The organism is Aquimarina algicola, from assembly GCF_006443095.1.
GTDB classification, from domain to species: domain Bacteria; phylum Bacteroidota; class Bacteroidia; order Flavobacteriales; family Flavobacteriaceae; genus Aquimarina; species Aquimarina algicola.
On sequence record NZ_VFWZ01000005.1, the window covers coordinates 1 to 16010 of the forward strand.

Consider the following 16010-nt stretch of genomic DNA (forward strand, 5'->3'; position numbering starts at 1 on the left):
CAAAAAAGATTTCGGTTTAGAAGTAGTTTTAACCATTGAACAAGCTAAGGAAGAAATTATTACTCCAGCTATTAATAAATATCAAAGTATATTAAATCCTATTTTTGAGATATAAAAAAACTAAGCCTAACAATTTGTATATAGCATATGCTCCCTTCTGCAGGCAAACACAACATACAAGGGAAGTTATTTAGTATTAGAATTAAATTATGAAAATAATAGTTAATCAATTTTTTATATACTTAGCTCTGTTTTCGATTATAATATCTTTGAGTAATTGTGCCTCCTTTTCATATGAATTTCAAAATCCTGTGTTTTTAACTCCTTCATTTCTAACTTCAGAAAATGTGAAAGAATTAAATGGAGAATACAGTATTATAGCGAGATCCAAAGACTCTGCAATGAACAATTATAACAGTAGTTTTAATAATTTTTTTCAAATTTTAGATCGAAATCGAGGTAGTAAAAAGGATACCCTGAATAGAAATAATCTAAATAATTTTTCTTTTAAAATAAACGTTATTAATGATACTAATATCAAAATTGAATATCTAGTAAATAGTAAAAAATTTAACGAAAAAATAATTGAGTATGAACTTAGAGCTGGATACTTATATTTAAATAATAAAAATACAATGATTGGTGGAGTTCCTTATATATTCGGAGGAATAGAAGTCAATAAAGTAAGATTAACCAGAGATTTAAATGGTAATTTGGTTGCTGAAATAGCACATCATAACTCAGGAGCTATATTATTAGTTTTTGGAGATGCTAAAGACAATCATTACCAATGTTATTATCACAAAGTAAAATAAACACTATATCCTATGTAAAGGCCTTTCCCAAGTCAAGAGATTAAAAATACGATATTTTATTGTTTTGCTTATCTCATATTGATGATTGTATATGATTGAATTGTTAATAATTCCTCACCTATCACCAATTTATAACTAATACTATACAATAATACACCACCCAAAAATAGATCTACAAACAATCATTTTGAACCTAAAACATTCAAACAAGAACTAAAAACATTCTTCGGAGAACCTAATACGTTAAAATTTTAACCTTTGATATTCAGATTTGAACCTATTAGGTTAAAATTTTAACGTATTACATTCTATTTTGAACCTCAAAGGTTAAAACTTTAACAAAAAACATTCAAAATTGAACCTCGGAGGTTCAACCGAGAATGTAAAAGGTTCAAAAAAGCACCGAAAACATTCAGTTTTGATAGTTTGATAGACTATTTTGAACCCATCAGCTTGTCAGTCTGAGCTTGTCGAAGACCGATTCAACCTTAAATACTCAACCAAGATTCTTAACTATTCAATTTTGATAATCAAACACACTATTTTGATCTAAAAACACTCCTCAGGCATGCAAAAACAATCAAAGATACAGTGAAGAGAGTATAGGTTTTTTGCAGTAAGATGTTAGAAGTATATAGGTATATTAGGTATATCACTATTCAATCTTCACTCTTTATAGACGTATAGTGATATTAAGGTTATTGTATGTCTTTTAGTAATTCAGAAACAGTGATGCCATGAATTTCAGCAATCATACATAATGTATCAATTCTATAGTTTACACCCGCTTCCCAACGCCAAACACTTTTGTTTTCAAGATTATGTTCTATAGCGAAATTGGTATAGCTAGTGTATCCTGCCTGTATTCGTAATTCTTTAATACGATTTCCGATGGCTTTATGTCTTTTTATTTCCTTTTTAGATGCCATAGAAACAAAAATCTTGTTAAAAAGTAAAAAAGCATACGTCTAAAAAGCCGATAATTTTTTTATATTTGTTCAAGACAAGGTGTTTTGCTATTCAAAAAACCTTGCTATTTCAATAATCCAGGAGAGATGTACACCTAATTTAATTAGCCAACATATGATGAGTATACAAGAAGACGAAACTTATTTTTACTTCACTCTAGAGGTGATAAAAGCCCTGCATTTGGATAGCAAAGTGTTTTTTGCAGGTGTAGCCGACAATGCTCCTTATGAGTTTCAGGTATATAGTTGGATCAACACCTTATATAAAGATGGCAAGACCAGTGATGATGCCATTAATGAAATTCATGAAATGCGAAGGCTTTTTTTGATTCAAAATTATAATACTTCTTAGTACTGTGTTTATGATGTAATATCATACTGTAGAGTCAAAAGCAATGTGTGTATAACCCTAAACGTAGTGCTGATTTCTATGACATATAATCAATAAAACCGTCATGCTGTACTCGATTCAGCATCTCACAAGCCGAGCAACACAACATTTGTGACCCTGTACGTCATGCTGAACTTGATTCAGCATCTCACAAGCTGGGCAAACGCAGTATGTGTGACCCCCAAATCAAGTTTGGGGTGACGTAACAAGCAATTAAAACGAAAACAACGAATTATAAACCAAAAACACAAGCATGCTTACAAAAAACATGTTTTTCGTACAAAGTTTTGCGGTTTTACCACAGCAATAGATCACAAGCATTGTTCTATATTTGCTGCTCTACCCGCAGATTTGTACTAAGCTTTAACGTAAATGATCAGATAACTATTAAAACCTAAAGAGCTAGAACAGATTGATGAGTATACATACAAAATTCTATATACATGATAAGGTATATAACGTATTAGAATACGAGTTTTCTATCAACCAAAACATTGATTACAACAATAGGCCATGTGCCAAACCTCTCTTTGCAGGATTAGAAATGGTCATCGAGGCAAGCAAAGACACTTTGTTTTTTGAAGAAGCACTAAAATCGTATAACCTTTTGCAATGCCGATTAGTACGTACACCTGTTGCTATGAATGGCAAGAGCCATACACTACACTTGATTGATGCGATTGTAATAAAGTCGACAACAATCTACAAGGCAGATGGTACAACTCCTTTTGCCGAAAAGATACAGATTACTGCTGCAGGGTTAAAAGATTCTAATTCTCCCGAAGAATACTCAGCCGGTTGGCGAGTAACCCCATTATTGACAGAACAAGCGGCAGAGGAGGAGGTTGAGGATAATGAACCTAGAATTACCAGACAGTATATTACTGATCAAGAAGATGTAGTATTAGACGAATACCAACAAGGAGATCAAATCTATTATGTAATAGAAAGTGAAAATATGGTTGGCGAAGCAGTTGATATTGTATTGAATAACAAAGATGATGACTTTGTATACAAGGGCAAACGACTTGCTAACGATAAGATTACAAACTATATCATCGAAGCCGATATAGAAAAAATACCGCTAGAAGTGGTATCAGAAAATAATACAAACCAATAGTAATCATGGGTACAAATACATTTCAGGTTATATACAAGGGTACAGTTATGGGCGAGACCACTATCAAAGTGCAAACCGCCATAGATATTTACATAGATTCACAAACCGGTAACCGTTTTAAAGAAATCAAACCGAACACAGAAAACTATAGGATTATTCATAGTATGGATTATGCCGATGTATTAGAAGAATTCTCAGGGAATATTAATAGTGGCGAAGCTATTAAGAAACTACAAGAAATGAGCCAAAAAGTTACTATTGATGATACTTTTATACAAACTCTAATGCAAAAAACACAAAATAATTCTAGGTTAAGCGAATATCAGGTATACATCGTATTGCAAAGAAACTGGATTGACCCTATTGAAGCTCCTGCCATAGTTACTGCAGAAGAAGATACACATACCAAATTATACGAGCGTGAGGATGGTGAAATCATGATGAATATTATATATTATAAAGGCAAAGATGGAAATGGTTATAATATTAGTCCTAATGGGCATTTGGTTATCGGACAGGTACATGGACATAATAAAACACAGGAGCATAATATGATAAACATAGAAGGAACATCAAATAGAGATAAAAAAACAGCTATTGCTAATGGATTTAATATTTATTCACTGAGAGCATATGAAACCAATGTAGGTGGTCAAGCCGGTATTGACAAAGTAGATGGTAAGGGTGTACCTTCCCTTTTACTGGGGTCAACACGTGGTAGACCAAATGAACCAGATAAAAGACCTACCTTTGATGTAGGACGAGATGCGCTTGATTTTTGGACTAAAAATGTAAAAGTATGGGTACGACCAAAAAAATAAATTTATTCATCATCTTTGGAAGTTTAGCAATTTTGCTTATCAGTTGTAAAAGCACTAAGACAAACAATACCTTTATTCCTTATGAATTGCCATTTGAAACAGAGAAAGTTATTTATGAAGAAATACAAAAGCTACAAGGAAAATATAAACATGTAGCATTTACGTTTGATTTTAATGATGATGCAACTATTGATGTATATATGAGAACATTCAAAAATAGCCTGTCAGAATATCTTAAACTATCCAATAGAAAAGTTTTTATAAATGATCAATTTTATCCTTTAAGTTTTAATTTAGATCAAAGGTTTCAAATGGAAATGAAAAAAGATATTCCAATTATTGAAAAACATTGTTGGACTAATGTTCGCCCAAGATCAGAAACCTATGAAACTATACCTTTACCAAATATAGAAGAACGAGAAAAACTATTCAATCACCCTGATTGTAGCTTAGGGTATCGGAAAAGGCAACTTTTAATAGACTATCCCCCAATTTTAAAAATTGATATTAAAGGTCATATTATAAAATCTAATGAATAAATGGGTACGACCAAAAAAATAAATTTATTCATCATTTTTGGAAGTTTAATAATCTTACTTAGTAGCTGTAAAAGCACTAAAATAGACAATACATTTATTCCTTATGAACTTCCATTTGAAACGGAAAAAGTTATCTATAAAGAGATACAACAATTAAAAGAAGAATATAAGCATATCGCATTTACTTTTGATTTTAATGATGATGCAACCATTGATGTATATATGAGAACGTTCAAAAATAGTTTGCCTGAATATCATAAACTCTCTAATATGAAAGTCTTTATAAATGATCGTTTTTACCCACTAGATTTTAATTTGGATGAACATTTCCAGATGGAGTTAAAAAATGATATTCCAATAATTAAAAAACATTGTTGGACTAATGTTCGGCCAAGATCAGAAACCTATGAAACCATACCTTTACCGAATATAGAAGAAAGAGAGAAGCTATTTAATAATCCAGATTTTAGTCCTATCTATAAACAAAATACTTTAATTATTGATTACCCTCCTATTTTAAAAATTGATATTAAAGGGCGTATCATAAAATCTAATGAATAAATGGGTAAAACTAGAAGAATAAACAGATTGACCATTTGGGGGGTAATTTTCATTCTATTAAGTAGTTGTAAAACAACTAGAACAGACAATGCGTTTATCCCTTATCTATTACCATTAGAAACCGAAAGTGCTGTATTTAAAGAAATGAGTTATATCCCATCAGAAAAAAAAATAGCATTTTATTTTGATTTTGAAAAGAACGGAAATATCAATATATGGGCTGATACATTTTCTAATGGATATAGTAAAGAAGTCAGGTTATCTAACAGAAAATTATTTATAAATGATAAATTTTATCCTTTAGTCTTTTCAACAGATGAAACTTTTCAAGCTACACTAGAAGGTGGTAATATTATAGTTACAAAAGACTGTTACTATCATAAACCAGATAGAAAAGAAGTTATAACAGAGATAATAATTCCAACAATTTCTGAAAGAGAAAAATTATTCCCTTATATAGATAAAGAACCATGTCAGATAAGCCAAAGGAGAACAATTTCAATGAGACATCAAGGATATCTTTTAACTATTGATATTAAAGGTAATATTGTAAAAGTTGATAAAAGACCGGATGGGCTTAAGAAAATAGAGTAACCATTAAAATGAAAATATATCATATACTAGTTTTAGGAATATTTTGTTTTTCCTGCGCTACGCAGCAAACAGAGAAAGATGTAGTAGACATTTTTGAAATTATAAATGCCCAACTTCACTCAAAAACAGAACAAAAATTAATCGTCGACAAATTTGCACTACCACCACAGTCTCAATGGTGGGAAGATAAATATGGTATTTTAATTGAAGATGAAGAGGGGGATGGCCTTACTTATTTTGACAAATCTGATCTACCATATGTTACAAAACAAAGGTCTGATTTAGAAAGTGATAAAGACAATCGGCTTTGGTCTAAAAGCAAAATTGATATAAAAGGTAATTTGATAGATCTTTCTGTTTTTAAAAAAAAGAATAAAGAATTTTCTGATGAATGGTGGGCAGATGTAAAAAGTGTGCATCATCAAGAAAAAATAATATCCTATACTTACCCTGTTTTTAATAAAAAACATACAATATCTTATGTATGGAGCACAACATATACAAAAAATGCTCATCATGGATCAAATAAAGAGCAGTTATTGTTTAAAAAAGACAAGAATGATAGATGGCAAATGATTTCTGTAACAGACGCTAATTCCTTCTTTTAATATTTAAAAGAACAAATAAAAAAAATAATGGAAATAACAATATACATAGCCATAGCATGTGGTTTGATCTTTTTAGCATATTTAAAAATATCTAATATTGTACGCAACTCATCACATATTGATCATGATAAGACATATGCAGAAACAAAAACATATGTAAATCTAAAGGCTATAAAGAAGTTTGTGGATCAGGCAGATAGAGTAAAAATAGATTTGAATGCCATAGAATTTAAACATAAAGTAACCACCAAAACTGTCAATACAAATGATAAGTTTATTTCTCTTGATAATAGGATTGATTACTTGCCTGATACCTACGAGCAGAAACGCTATATCAATCACGGGGTGATTACTTTTAACTACAAAAACCAAGAACATAAACAATTGGTGGTGATGAACGGTATTGACGAAAAAAGCTTATTAATCTATCTCTACATGCAAAAACATACATATTTGTACATTGATAAACATGATATCTCAATACGGTTTCTAGACCTATTTTTTCTTCATGAAGCATCAGAAGGAAAATTTCAACCGAAAGGGATAGAACAAATTGATTTGGCAAATAATGATACGATGATCAAAAACAGTATGTATACTCAATACTAATATTTTGAGAAAAAAGGATAATCATTTGGTTGATTCTCGTTGTATGATATTTGTTTATTATCAATTTTTAAATAAGAAAAAAAAATCTATAATAAATTTTCTTCTATATTTTTACATATTGTTTTTTTTACCTGCATCAGCTTTTATGTTTACGATACTTACTTTAATTACAATTATCAAGTAACCAAAACAATTGCTTATTTCACAAACCTGCAATTTTATATAGAAAACGGTATAACTAATAGAATTGAATTTGAAATAGTACTTCTATTGATAATTTTTCCTTGTTTTTATATCATCAACAGCACCATCGTATTTATAGCCTTTATATTTGATGATAAGATTAAAAAAATATGGCAATACATCACAGGGCACAAAAACTACAAATATTACCGAAATAGTATACTTCTACTCACTGTATTTTGTTTTTTGGTCACCATATTCAGAATAGTGTATACAGATATTAAAATAGAGCAACAAGTATCTGACCTACCGGTTATTGTTGAATATGAAGAGGGTAATGGGGAAATTTACTTAAAAATCCCTATTGAATTTAAAATACAGAATCGTTGTTTTAAAAAGATTAAATATGTACCCATTACGATAACGGATAACTATTTTAAAACACCAGAAGGGACATATGCTCCTGTTAAAAATTCGAATCAAACAATAATTAGCTCTTTTAGCACATTAACCTATGTAGAATATTTTGACTATCCAGAATATATACCCAATGAAGAATTACAGAAGGTAATTGAAAAATATAGAGATACAATAAGAAAAATTGATAAGGTGAAAATTTCGAACAAAGATTTCCTTAAATCTCATAGAACATTAGATTCAATTTTGTTTACAGACATAGAAAAAAAATTCTTTTTTTCGTTTAATAGTCCTGCTTTTATTCCATTAGATAAAACGTCAGTTTTTATAAAACCAAATTGGTCTTTGGGTTTAGATTAAATAGTTAATATTCATGATCCATTAATTTTCAATAAATGAGAGTACAATAAGATAACACTATGCATGTCGGTACATTAGAAAAGTTTAGAAAAAAGCATCCAAAACTTACAGCGTATTTCTTAGAAAGTGATTTAATATGGGTAGATTATAGAAAAGAAAATAGTGATTCGTCTTTAGCATTTACACAAACTTATATTTTTTCTAACGAAATAAGCAGCAAATCTTTTGGAAATAGAGTTTACTTTTCTAAAAAAGAAAACAAAAAAGAATTGCTAGATGGGTATTATAAATCGGTTATGATGATGGCTCTTATACTCTGGTAAATTTTGTAAAAGGGGAAATATGATGGCAAATTTATTGCATATCATGGAAACGGAAACCTTAAGGCTCCTTCATTTTTAAATGATGATTTAAGATACGGGAAAGAAACTTTTTACAAAAAAAAGGAAATTAAACACAACTCAAAAAATTAATAAAAATAAAGCTGATAGTAGAATAATTGTGACTACAGCAATAAATGAAATTTTTATTTTTTTTTGAAATTTAGGATTACTAATTATCCTTTCAATGTTACTTTGTTTAGGCCCATCACCTTTTTGGATAAGTCCATTTTCTTCAAGAATTATCCTGGCTTTTTTTAAATTTGATTCTTCCACTTGAAGTCGAATGCCTCCAATGGCTTGTGAAATAAAGTTATGCACTTGAACGGTATGTTCATCGAGAACTTTACATTCAATACCTTCGGATTCAAGTTTAGACTTAACCACAGCTACATCTGTGGGTAAATCGAAGGTCATTAAAGTTTTAAAATTTTCCAATGTTAAGATTTGTCTAGTTATACTATATGCTAACAAACATAAAAGTAATAATAAGCAATAAAAAACCGAGACAATATTATCTCGGTTTGGTAAATTTTGTCTTATTTGTGACTCAGAGCATTCACGGTCCAAACTTTTTGGTTACATCTGTATCGCAATAGTATCATTTAAAATGTTATTTCTTTTTCTGTTAATTGGTATCCTGCAAAAACTCCAAACCCATTTTCTCCTTCAATGTTAGTGGGTGCAATTACAGATTCTGTAAAAGGATTATCATCATTATAATTGTTTATAAATTCTGCTCTTAATGCATTATATAATATCTCTTCTGTATTGGCAACTTTGATTTTTACCTTTGTTATTTCTGCAAAACCAGGGAGAAAAAAGCCTCCATCTGCAGTCACTACAGAGTTTTCTCTATTTGTATCCGTTATAAATCGGTTAAACTCAAAATCTAAATCTCTAGTTGTCTCTCCAGAAGTATCACCTTCAAAAGAATATGTAGCTTCTGCTCCAACTACATAATAATTACTCTTTTCTTTTATATCTTCAATAGTTACTTTCATTTTACGATTTCCTATAAAATCATCTCTATTATCTACTCCAATACTTTGCTCTATTCCTGTTACTTGCTCCAATGGGATTATGCAAGAAGATGTATATTCTTTACCTTGTACTGTTGTAGCTAAAAAATATTTTTTACCCGGAGTTATAAGTAAATCTGTTGCAGGAGCCTCGTAGCTTAAAGAGCTATTAGAATAAATAAGGCTCACCTCATTTTCTTCTTCATCTTTGATGATCACGGTGGCATCTTTGATCACAAAATCTTCATTGGTAGTATTAGTTCGTCCTCTTGCCTTGGATTCAGATTTAGAAACTTGCACTTTTAAGATGGTATCTTGCGGAGATAAAAAACCGTTGATAACGATAAGTTGCTGTTGATCCAACAAATCACTCGCATCTACATTGGTTTCGCACCCAGCTAACCAAACGCTTACTAATAATAGTATTGTATTTTTAAAATATCTCATAATTTTTATGATTTATATTTTGATTTTTTAGAATTTATATGTGTAATTAATAGAAGGAATAAACTGTAAGACAGAAACTTTGGTAAGTTTATTATTTCCTTTAAAATAGTAATAAAAAGGATTTCTTCTTCCATATATATTATAGATAGAAAATCCCCATGTACGCTCTCTATTTTTTGCCAGCTTTTTATGAAATTGAATCCCAAGATCTAAACGATGGTAACTCTCTCCTCTAAAGTTATTTCGTTCTGTACTAAAAGGAGTGGTGCTTCCAGAAAATTCAGGGTTTCTAATAGGAAAATTTCCTGCACTAGATATGGTTTCTTTATCCAAAAGGTTAAAATTATTTCCTGAAGAATATATCCATGTTCCTGACAAGGTAATTCGATCACTAGGTTTGTAGATTCCAACCAAAGAGACATCATGTCTTCTATCATATCTTGAGAAAAATTTTCTTCCTCGATTAAGTTCATCAAATTGCCTTTCTGACCATGATAATGTATATCCTAACCAACCTGTTAGTTTTCCTGTTTTTTTGCGAAGTAAAAGTTCTGCTCCATATGCCCAGCCTTGACCTGTTGTTATGTTTTCTTCCCAATCAATTTCTTTTCCTGTTTCCAGATCTTCTAATAGTAAAAACGAAGCTCCTTCTTTATAAGAAATTACATCATCCATCTTTTTATAATAGCCTTCTAAAGTAAGAGCATACCCATGATCTAAAAAATCTTTGGCAATACCCAAAGCGTATTGTTGTGAAACCTGAGGTTTTATTTGATCGGTAGAAGATACCCAAAGATCTGTAGGTAACCCAATACCAGAGTTAGAGAGTAAATGAATATACTGATTCATTTTTGCATACGATGCTTTAATAGCAAGGTCTGGTTTCACATTCCAGGCTATAGTGGCTCTTGGCTCAAAATTAAGATAGTTTGTTGATTTGAATTGAAAATGAGTTAATCGAAGACCAGGAGATACACTTAATGTATTTGTGATTTTCCAATCATCTTCAAGATACACTGCACTTTCTATAGATTCTATATTTTGGGTAATATCAACATTGTCTTCTCCTGTTTGTCTAATTTTAGATTGTTTTGGGGTAAAATTATGGTAAGTAGATGCTACTCCAAATCGTATAGAATGCTTCGGATTAGGGTAATAATCAAAATCTGCTTTAACCCCATAATCATTGATGCCTGAGCTTGTTTTAAAATTAAAAATTTCGTTATTGAATTTTTCATCTATCTTAATTCCAAAATTATAATTACTGAAAATCAAAGAAGTGTTTGAAAAAAACTTATCACTGAACTGGTGATTCCATCGCAATGTTGAGGTTATGTTACCCCATCCTAATTTGGTTTTAAGATCATCTCCTTCAAATTTGTCAACGGCATTAAATCTGTCTTGTCCAAAATAATTACTCCAATACAATTTATTTTTTTCATTAAAAACATGATGGATTTTAAAATTAAGATCCATAAAGTGATATCCTACTTTAAAATCAGAAGGCTGAAATGGTCTAGTTAACAAATCGGCATAAGTTCTGCGTCCACTAAAAACAAAAGAGGTTTTTCCTTTATTAATAGGACCTTCTAATAACATAGAAGTAGAAATTAATCCTACTTTTACTTTCCCGCTTAGCCGTTCTTTATTTCCATTTTTTGTATCTATTTTTAGTACAGAAGATAACCTACCTCCAAACTTTGCCGGAAACCCTCCTTTAAACGTTTCTATAGATCTTATGGCATCTCCATTAAATACTGAAAAGATTCCAAAAAGGTGATTAGAATTATAAACTGGGGCTTCATCCAAAATAATTAAGTTTTGATCTGGAGTTCCTCCTCTTACAAAAAAACCAGCACTTCCTTCATTTCCTCTTTGGATTCCTGGTAATAATTGAAGGGCTTTGACGACATCTTTTTCTCCTAAAATAGCTGGTATGTCTTCAATTTCTGAAGGTTTTATAGACACTACGCTCATCTGAGTTACTTGACTTTCATTAACACCTCTATCTGAATCTATAATAACCTCTTCAAGACTTTCTGTCTCAAGTTTCATATCAAAGTTAAGAGAGAGGTCACTAGTGAGATTGATATTTTTTTTAATCGTTCCATAACCGATAAATGATATTACGATATCATGAACTCCCTCGGGTAGAGTAAGAGAAAAGAAACCATAATCATTAGTCGTTGTACCAACACTACTATCGGGTACATAAATGGATACTGTAGGCAAATACTCTTGACTTCCTGACTCTTTTACATATCCACTTATTGTATATTTTTTTGATGTTTTTTCTTGACAAAATCCTTGATAAAGGCATAGGAATAGTAGACAAGATATTACAATTACTTGTTTTGTTTTCAATTTTTAAAAGTTTAATGGATTAAATTGTTGTTGTTTTCTAACTATGAAACAACCAATTATGTTGAATTTTATGAATATAAAATCTGATTTTCAATTGTTAATTAGTAATATGAATATTCATATACGTAGTTAGAATCAATTTTAAGATAGATGAGACTTCATCATTGAGAATTTTGTTTAAGAAAATGTTGGGTAAGGTACACTTCATGCTTTATGAACTTTTTTTGATTAAACACTTTAAATAGTTAGAAATGGATACATCTTATTGTATACAAGTCATTTATATTCCTAAAACAAAATGCTTACGAAATACCCTAATTTTTTTTTAAATTAAATTCTATATTGACTTTAATTTGATAATATTTTTGTCCTTATGGATGGTTAAATGGCACTATATCTCTTGTAGTACTACAGCTATTCTCTTTTTTTTAAAATACTTTAAAAAATTATATTTATACACAGCTTCATTACTTAATCTATTAAAAAAGACTTTGAGGTAGAATTAAAAATAATGAAGTTTTAATCTTGTACTTTGTATTTATTTTGAGAATATTTTTTCGTGGTTATTTCGTTTAATAATTTTTTTTGAAAATAAACCAGACAAAAAAATAGATCAATTAAGGCTTCTTTTCCTCAAATTTATTTTTAGGAGCATTCTATGACATCAAACTCAGATAAATCAAACTTACCTTTTTGAGTATTTTAAGATTCTCCTAATATCAAATATTGTAACCTGTCTTTTGTAGTAATTATTTTATCCAACGTCAAAATACCATAATGAAAATTCCTAACTATCAAATTGGTAGGTAATAGATTAATTTCATTTATACTTACAGTATTTCATTTTGAGTATTATTGATTTTTTATGAATGCCAATGGTCTTATGTATTAGTAGTAGTGGACTTCTACTTGCGAAACTTTCGTTTTATTACTTATAGTTCGTATTGTCTACCGTTATTTATTTCAAGTCAAGTTTGTCGATTTGGTTTCTAATCGTAAATTCTTTCATCTCATTTTCCAGATTATCAAAGTCTATTTGTGTTACTTTCCTTATAATTTCTCCATTTTTCATTAAATAAATTTCATCACAAGTTTCCGCTAAAGTCGAAAATATATGAGATGAAATAATTACTGTTTTCTCTAATTTTTTTAATCTTTTTATTATTTCAGTTATAACTAAATTACTTTGAATATCAACACCATTAAAAGGCTCGTCAAGAATGAACACATTATTTTCTTGTAAAAGTATGGCAGTTAAAGCTAATTTCTTTTTCATTCCGGTTGAATATGTTGAAGCATATTTTTTTAATGGTAAATCAAATATATTTCTGTCCTCAATATTGACTAGTTTCTTTTGTCTTGCGTTGGTAAGTAATTGTATATATTCTTCTCCAGTTATTTTAGGGAACAAGAAGGGTTCTGTTAATAAAAGCCCTAAATGGTCTTTTAGTTTAGTATATTCAGAAGAAATAGTTCCTTTATAGTTTTCAAGTCCTGAAATACATCTAAAGAGTGTTGTTTTTCCCGCTCCATTTTCTCCAACGATTCCATATATTTTACCTTTCCCAAATTCTAAATCGATTGAATTTAAAACTTGTTTTTTACCGTAAAATTTTGATAGTTTATCAATTTTAATCATTTAAGATAGAGTTTAATTTTTTGATTGATTTGGAATAAAAAAAAGGAATAAATATTAAAAGTATTGGAGGAAATATAAAACTAAGTACAATTAAAATTCCTTGTGATAGATGCATTTCGTTGGGGAAAAATGAATATTTAATAAAAATTATTGTAATCAGATAAGGATAACACAAAAGAAGAGATAGAATCAAAACGTCTATTTCTTTAAAAAATGAAATACTTAAAGCTATTATAATCGGTAATATTAAAATTGTAAAAAAGATTAAGCATGTTCTTGTTTTTTCTATTAAAAATTCTTTTGAAGATAAATTGTAATTCCAGACGAAATATTCATCTTCCATTTTTGAATAATACGAAAGACAAGTAAATCCAATTGCAAGCATAGAAAAAATACCAAGATTGAAGTTTCCAACTGATATCGAAATATAAGTTAAGAAATACGCTATTGGAAAAACGAAGAAGGTCTTTCTAAAACCAACTGTAAATTCGAATGGTTTTCTACTAAATGGTGTTGGGATTACTATGTTAGTAGTTTTGTTGTAGTTAAACAAAGTAACTGTAGTTATACATAAGTTTAAAATACCAGAAAAGACAAATTGTTTTTGATAAACCAAAAAAAGAGTAAAAGGCAAACAATAAATAAAGTTTTCTAGTATTCTCAATATTTTGTATTGCTTACCAAAAATAGATTTTAAAAAAACATTTCTATTAGTTTCACTTAATCTTGAAACAAAACTTAAAGCAAATAAGACATAAATATAATTGGCAAATTCTGTTTTTTCAAATAGATAACTAGACAGAAAAATAAAAATAAAAGGAGAAAGTACATATCCAATCAAAAGTGGAATTCCGAAATCTATCATTTTTCGGTTCATAATTTTAAATTGGAGTTGGAAGTATTCTTTCATTAGTGGTGATTCATTCTAATGGTTGCCAGTGTTTAATATATGTGTTATAGCAAGATAAAACGTTACAAAACAATCGAATTTTCCCTCACATTGATGGCTAATCTTCTTCTTTTGCAAACATGTATCTTACTAAAAGTACAAAAATTGTTCTATTAAAATTCTAACTGATTACTATGGTCACATGTTTCGTGTTGAGTACAGTTTTAGTTTCTATCGGAATAATATTTTGAAACGGTTCTTTGCTAGCTCTTAAAACTATATCCGATTTTATATTATTAGTTCAATTAGGTAAGGCTATTTTTGTAGTATTATTTTTGGTTGATTTCATGACCAAAAAAGAGTATTAAAACCCTTTGCCTGCTTTATACGTAAGTATAAACCCGTTGGTATTAGAAAAAGGTGTTTCCCGATCAAACATAGTGTAGCTGTATGCAAAACGCCAATTTTGAAAAAAATAAAGACCAACAAGGGCGTTTAGCGAAGAACTCGTACGATACCCAATCCCAGCTTCTATTTTATTTTTGTAGTTGACGGATACATTAAAATCGAATTGCGCCGGAGCATCTTTTTCCAGTTTAACAAGCATGCTTGGTTGTACCCTTACTTCTTCAAATCTACTTAGATATAATCTGTAACCAGAATATAAATAATATGGTGTTTGAATATTAACGTTTTGATCAGAAGCAATACTATTAGAAAACAAGTTTTGTACAGCAAACCCAACGTAAAGCTTATTATGATTATAAAGAGCTCCAAAACCAAAAGTAGGTACAGTTACATTTACATCATTTTCAAAATTTGGATCTCCTTGTATATTGAGTCGTGATAAATCCTCGTTTAAAAAAAGGACTCCGGTAGTTAGGCCAAAGGATAACACATTCGGATTATAATTCCACCATCGAGCTCTATTATAATTATGATCAAAAAAAAGTTTATATGCATAAGAAGCAAAAACAGTTGTAGCAGAAGTTACTCCGATTTGATCTCTTATGATTCCTCCACTAACTCCTACTTTATCATCAATAATACTAGTGCTAAGAATACCAGAAAATGTTCTTGGGTTTCCTTCAAAATCATTCAAGTATCCAAAATTACTTATGCTTATTTCAGTTTCAGGATAATAACCCGAATGTGCAGGATTCAGTAGTACTTGATTGTAATAATAATCAGAAAAAATAGGCGTTTGTTGCGCCTGTATAGCATTAAATAATAATGACAAAATAAACACTGTCATTACTTTATATATAGTAGTTCTCATGTAA

General features: G+C 29.7%; 17 protein-coding genes. 11 read left to right on the forward strand and 6 right to left on the reverse strand.

Translation table 11 applies throughout. The features are described 5' to 3' along the window. Positions 1–209 precede the first annotated feature (209 nt). A complete protein-coding gene (locus tag FHK87_RS15690) occupies positions 210–815 on the forward strand; it encodes a hypothetical protein (protein ID WP_140594714.1) in 606 nt (201 codons plus the stop codon). Positions 816–1513: 698 nt separating this feature from the next. On the opposite strand, the gene FHK87_RS15695 is transcribed toward FHK87_RS15690, so the two are convergent. Then, the gene (locus FHK87_RS15695; RefSeq protein ID WP_140594715.1) at positions 1514–1744 is read right to left on the reverse strand and encodes a helix-turn-helix domain-containing protein; all 231 of its coding nucleotides are present in this window, start codon (positions 1742–1744) and stop codon (positions 1514–1516) included. A 154-nt stretch (positions 1745–1898) separates the two neighbouring features. On the opposite strand from FHK87_RS15695, the gene FHK87_RS15700 reads away from it, so the two are divergent. The 10 genes from FHK87_RS15700 (at position 1899) to FHK87_RS15745 (ending at position 8309) form a co-directional block, all read left to right on the forward strand. Further along, entirely contained in the window at positions 1899–2135 is a 237-nt protein-coding gene (locus FHK87_RS15700) for a hypothetical protein (protein WP_140594716.1), read from the forward strand. A gap of 454 nt (positions 2136–2589) precedes the next feature. After that, positions 2590–3294, forward strand: a complete 705-nt coding sequence (gene tssD / locus FHK87_RS15705) for a type VI secretion system tube protein TssD (RefSeq protein WP_140594717.1) — start codon at positions 2590–2592, stop codon at positions 3292–3294. A 5-nt stretch (positions 3295–3299) separates the two neighbouring features. After that, complete coding sequence (locus FHK87_RS15710; RefSeq protein ID WP_140594718.1) at positions 3300–4115, forward strand: hypothetical protein; 816 nt, start codon at positions 3300–3302, stop codon at positions 4113–4115. Beyond that, positions 4094–4654 (forward strand): hypothetical protein, encoded by a 561-nt coding sequence (locus FHK87_RS15715; protein ID WP_140594719.1) that lies wholly within the window; start codon positions 4094–4096, stop codon positions 4652–4654. Before FHK87_RS15710 ends, FHK87_RS15715 begins: the two co-directional genes overlap by 22 nt. Then, complete coding sequence (locus FHK87_RS15720; protein ID WP_140594720.1) at positions 4655–5215, forward strand: hypothetical protein; 561 nt, start codon at positions 4655–4657, stop codon at positions 5213–5215. Beyond that, positions 5216–5809, forward strand: coding sequence for a hypothetical protein (locus FHK87_RS15725; RefSeq protein ID WP_140594721.1), 594 nt, complete (start codon positions 5216–5218; stop codon positions 5807–5809). 8 nt (positions 5810–5817) lie between these two features. After that, entirely contained in the window at positions 5818–6417 is a 600-nt protein-coding gene (locus tag FHK87_RS15730; RefSeq protein WP_140594722.1) for a hypothetical protein, read from the forward strand. Between the two features lie 27 nt (positions 6418–6444). Then, positions 6445–7026, forward strand: coding sequence for a hypothetical protein (locus tag FHK87_RS15735; protein WP_140594723.1), 582 nt, complete (start codon positions 6445–6447; stop codon positions 7024–7026). 270 nt (positions 7027–7296) lie between these two features. Continuing rightward, a complete protein-coding gene (locus FHK87_RS15740) occupies positions 7297–7986 on the forward strand; it encodes a hypothetical protein (protein ID WP_140594724.1) in 690 nt (229 codons plus the stop codon). Positions 7987–8045: 59 nt separating this feature from the next. After that, positions 8046–8309 (forward strand): hypothetical protein, encoded by a 264-nt coding sequence (locus FHK87_RS15745; RefSeq protein ID WP_140594725.1) that lies wholly within the window; start codon positions 8046–8048, stop codon positions 8307–8309. Positions 8310–8447: 138 nt separating this feature from the next. On the opposite strand, the gene FHK87_RS15750 is transcribed toward FHK87_RS15745, so the two are convergent. From FHK87_RS15750 to FHK87_RS15775, 5 genes are all read right to left on the reverse strand, one after another. After that, complete coding sequence (locus tag FHK87_RS15750) at positions 8448–8804, reverse strand: putative signal transducing protein (protein ID WP_140594726.1); 357 nt, start codon at positions 8802–8804, stop codon at positions 8448–8450. A gap of 167 nt (positions 8805–8971) precedes the next feature. Beyond that, positions 8972–9835, reverse strand: a complete 864-nt coding sequence (locus tag FHK87_RS15755; protein WP_140594727.1) for a DUF4249 domain-containing protein — start codon at positions 9833–9835, stop codon at positions 8972–8974. Positions 9836–9862: 27 nt separating this feature from the next. Then, the gene (locus tag FHK87_RS15760) at positions 9863–12199 is read right to left on the reverse strand and encodes a TonB-dependent receptor (protein ID WP_140594728.1); all 2337 of its coding nucleotides are present in this window, start codon (positions 12197–12199) and stop codon (positions 9863–9865) included. A gap of 958 nt (positions 12200–13157) precedes the next feature. Next, a complete protein-coding gene (locus FHK87_RS15765; protein WP_140594729.1) occupies positions 13158–13838 on the reverse strand; it encodes an ABC transporter ATP-binding protein in 681 nt (226 codons plus the stop codon). A gap of 1253 nt (positions 13839–15091) precedes the next feature. Further along, positions 15092–16006, reverse strand: coding sequence for a PorP/SprF family type IX secretion system membrane protein (locus FHK87_RS15775; RefSeq protein ID WP_140594730.1), 915 nt, complete (start codon positions 16004–16006; stop codon positions 15092–15094). Between the last annotated feature and the right edge of the window lie 4 nt (positions 16007–16010).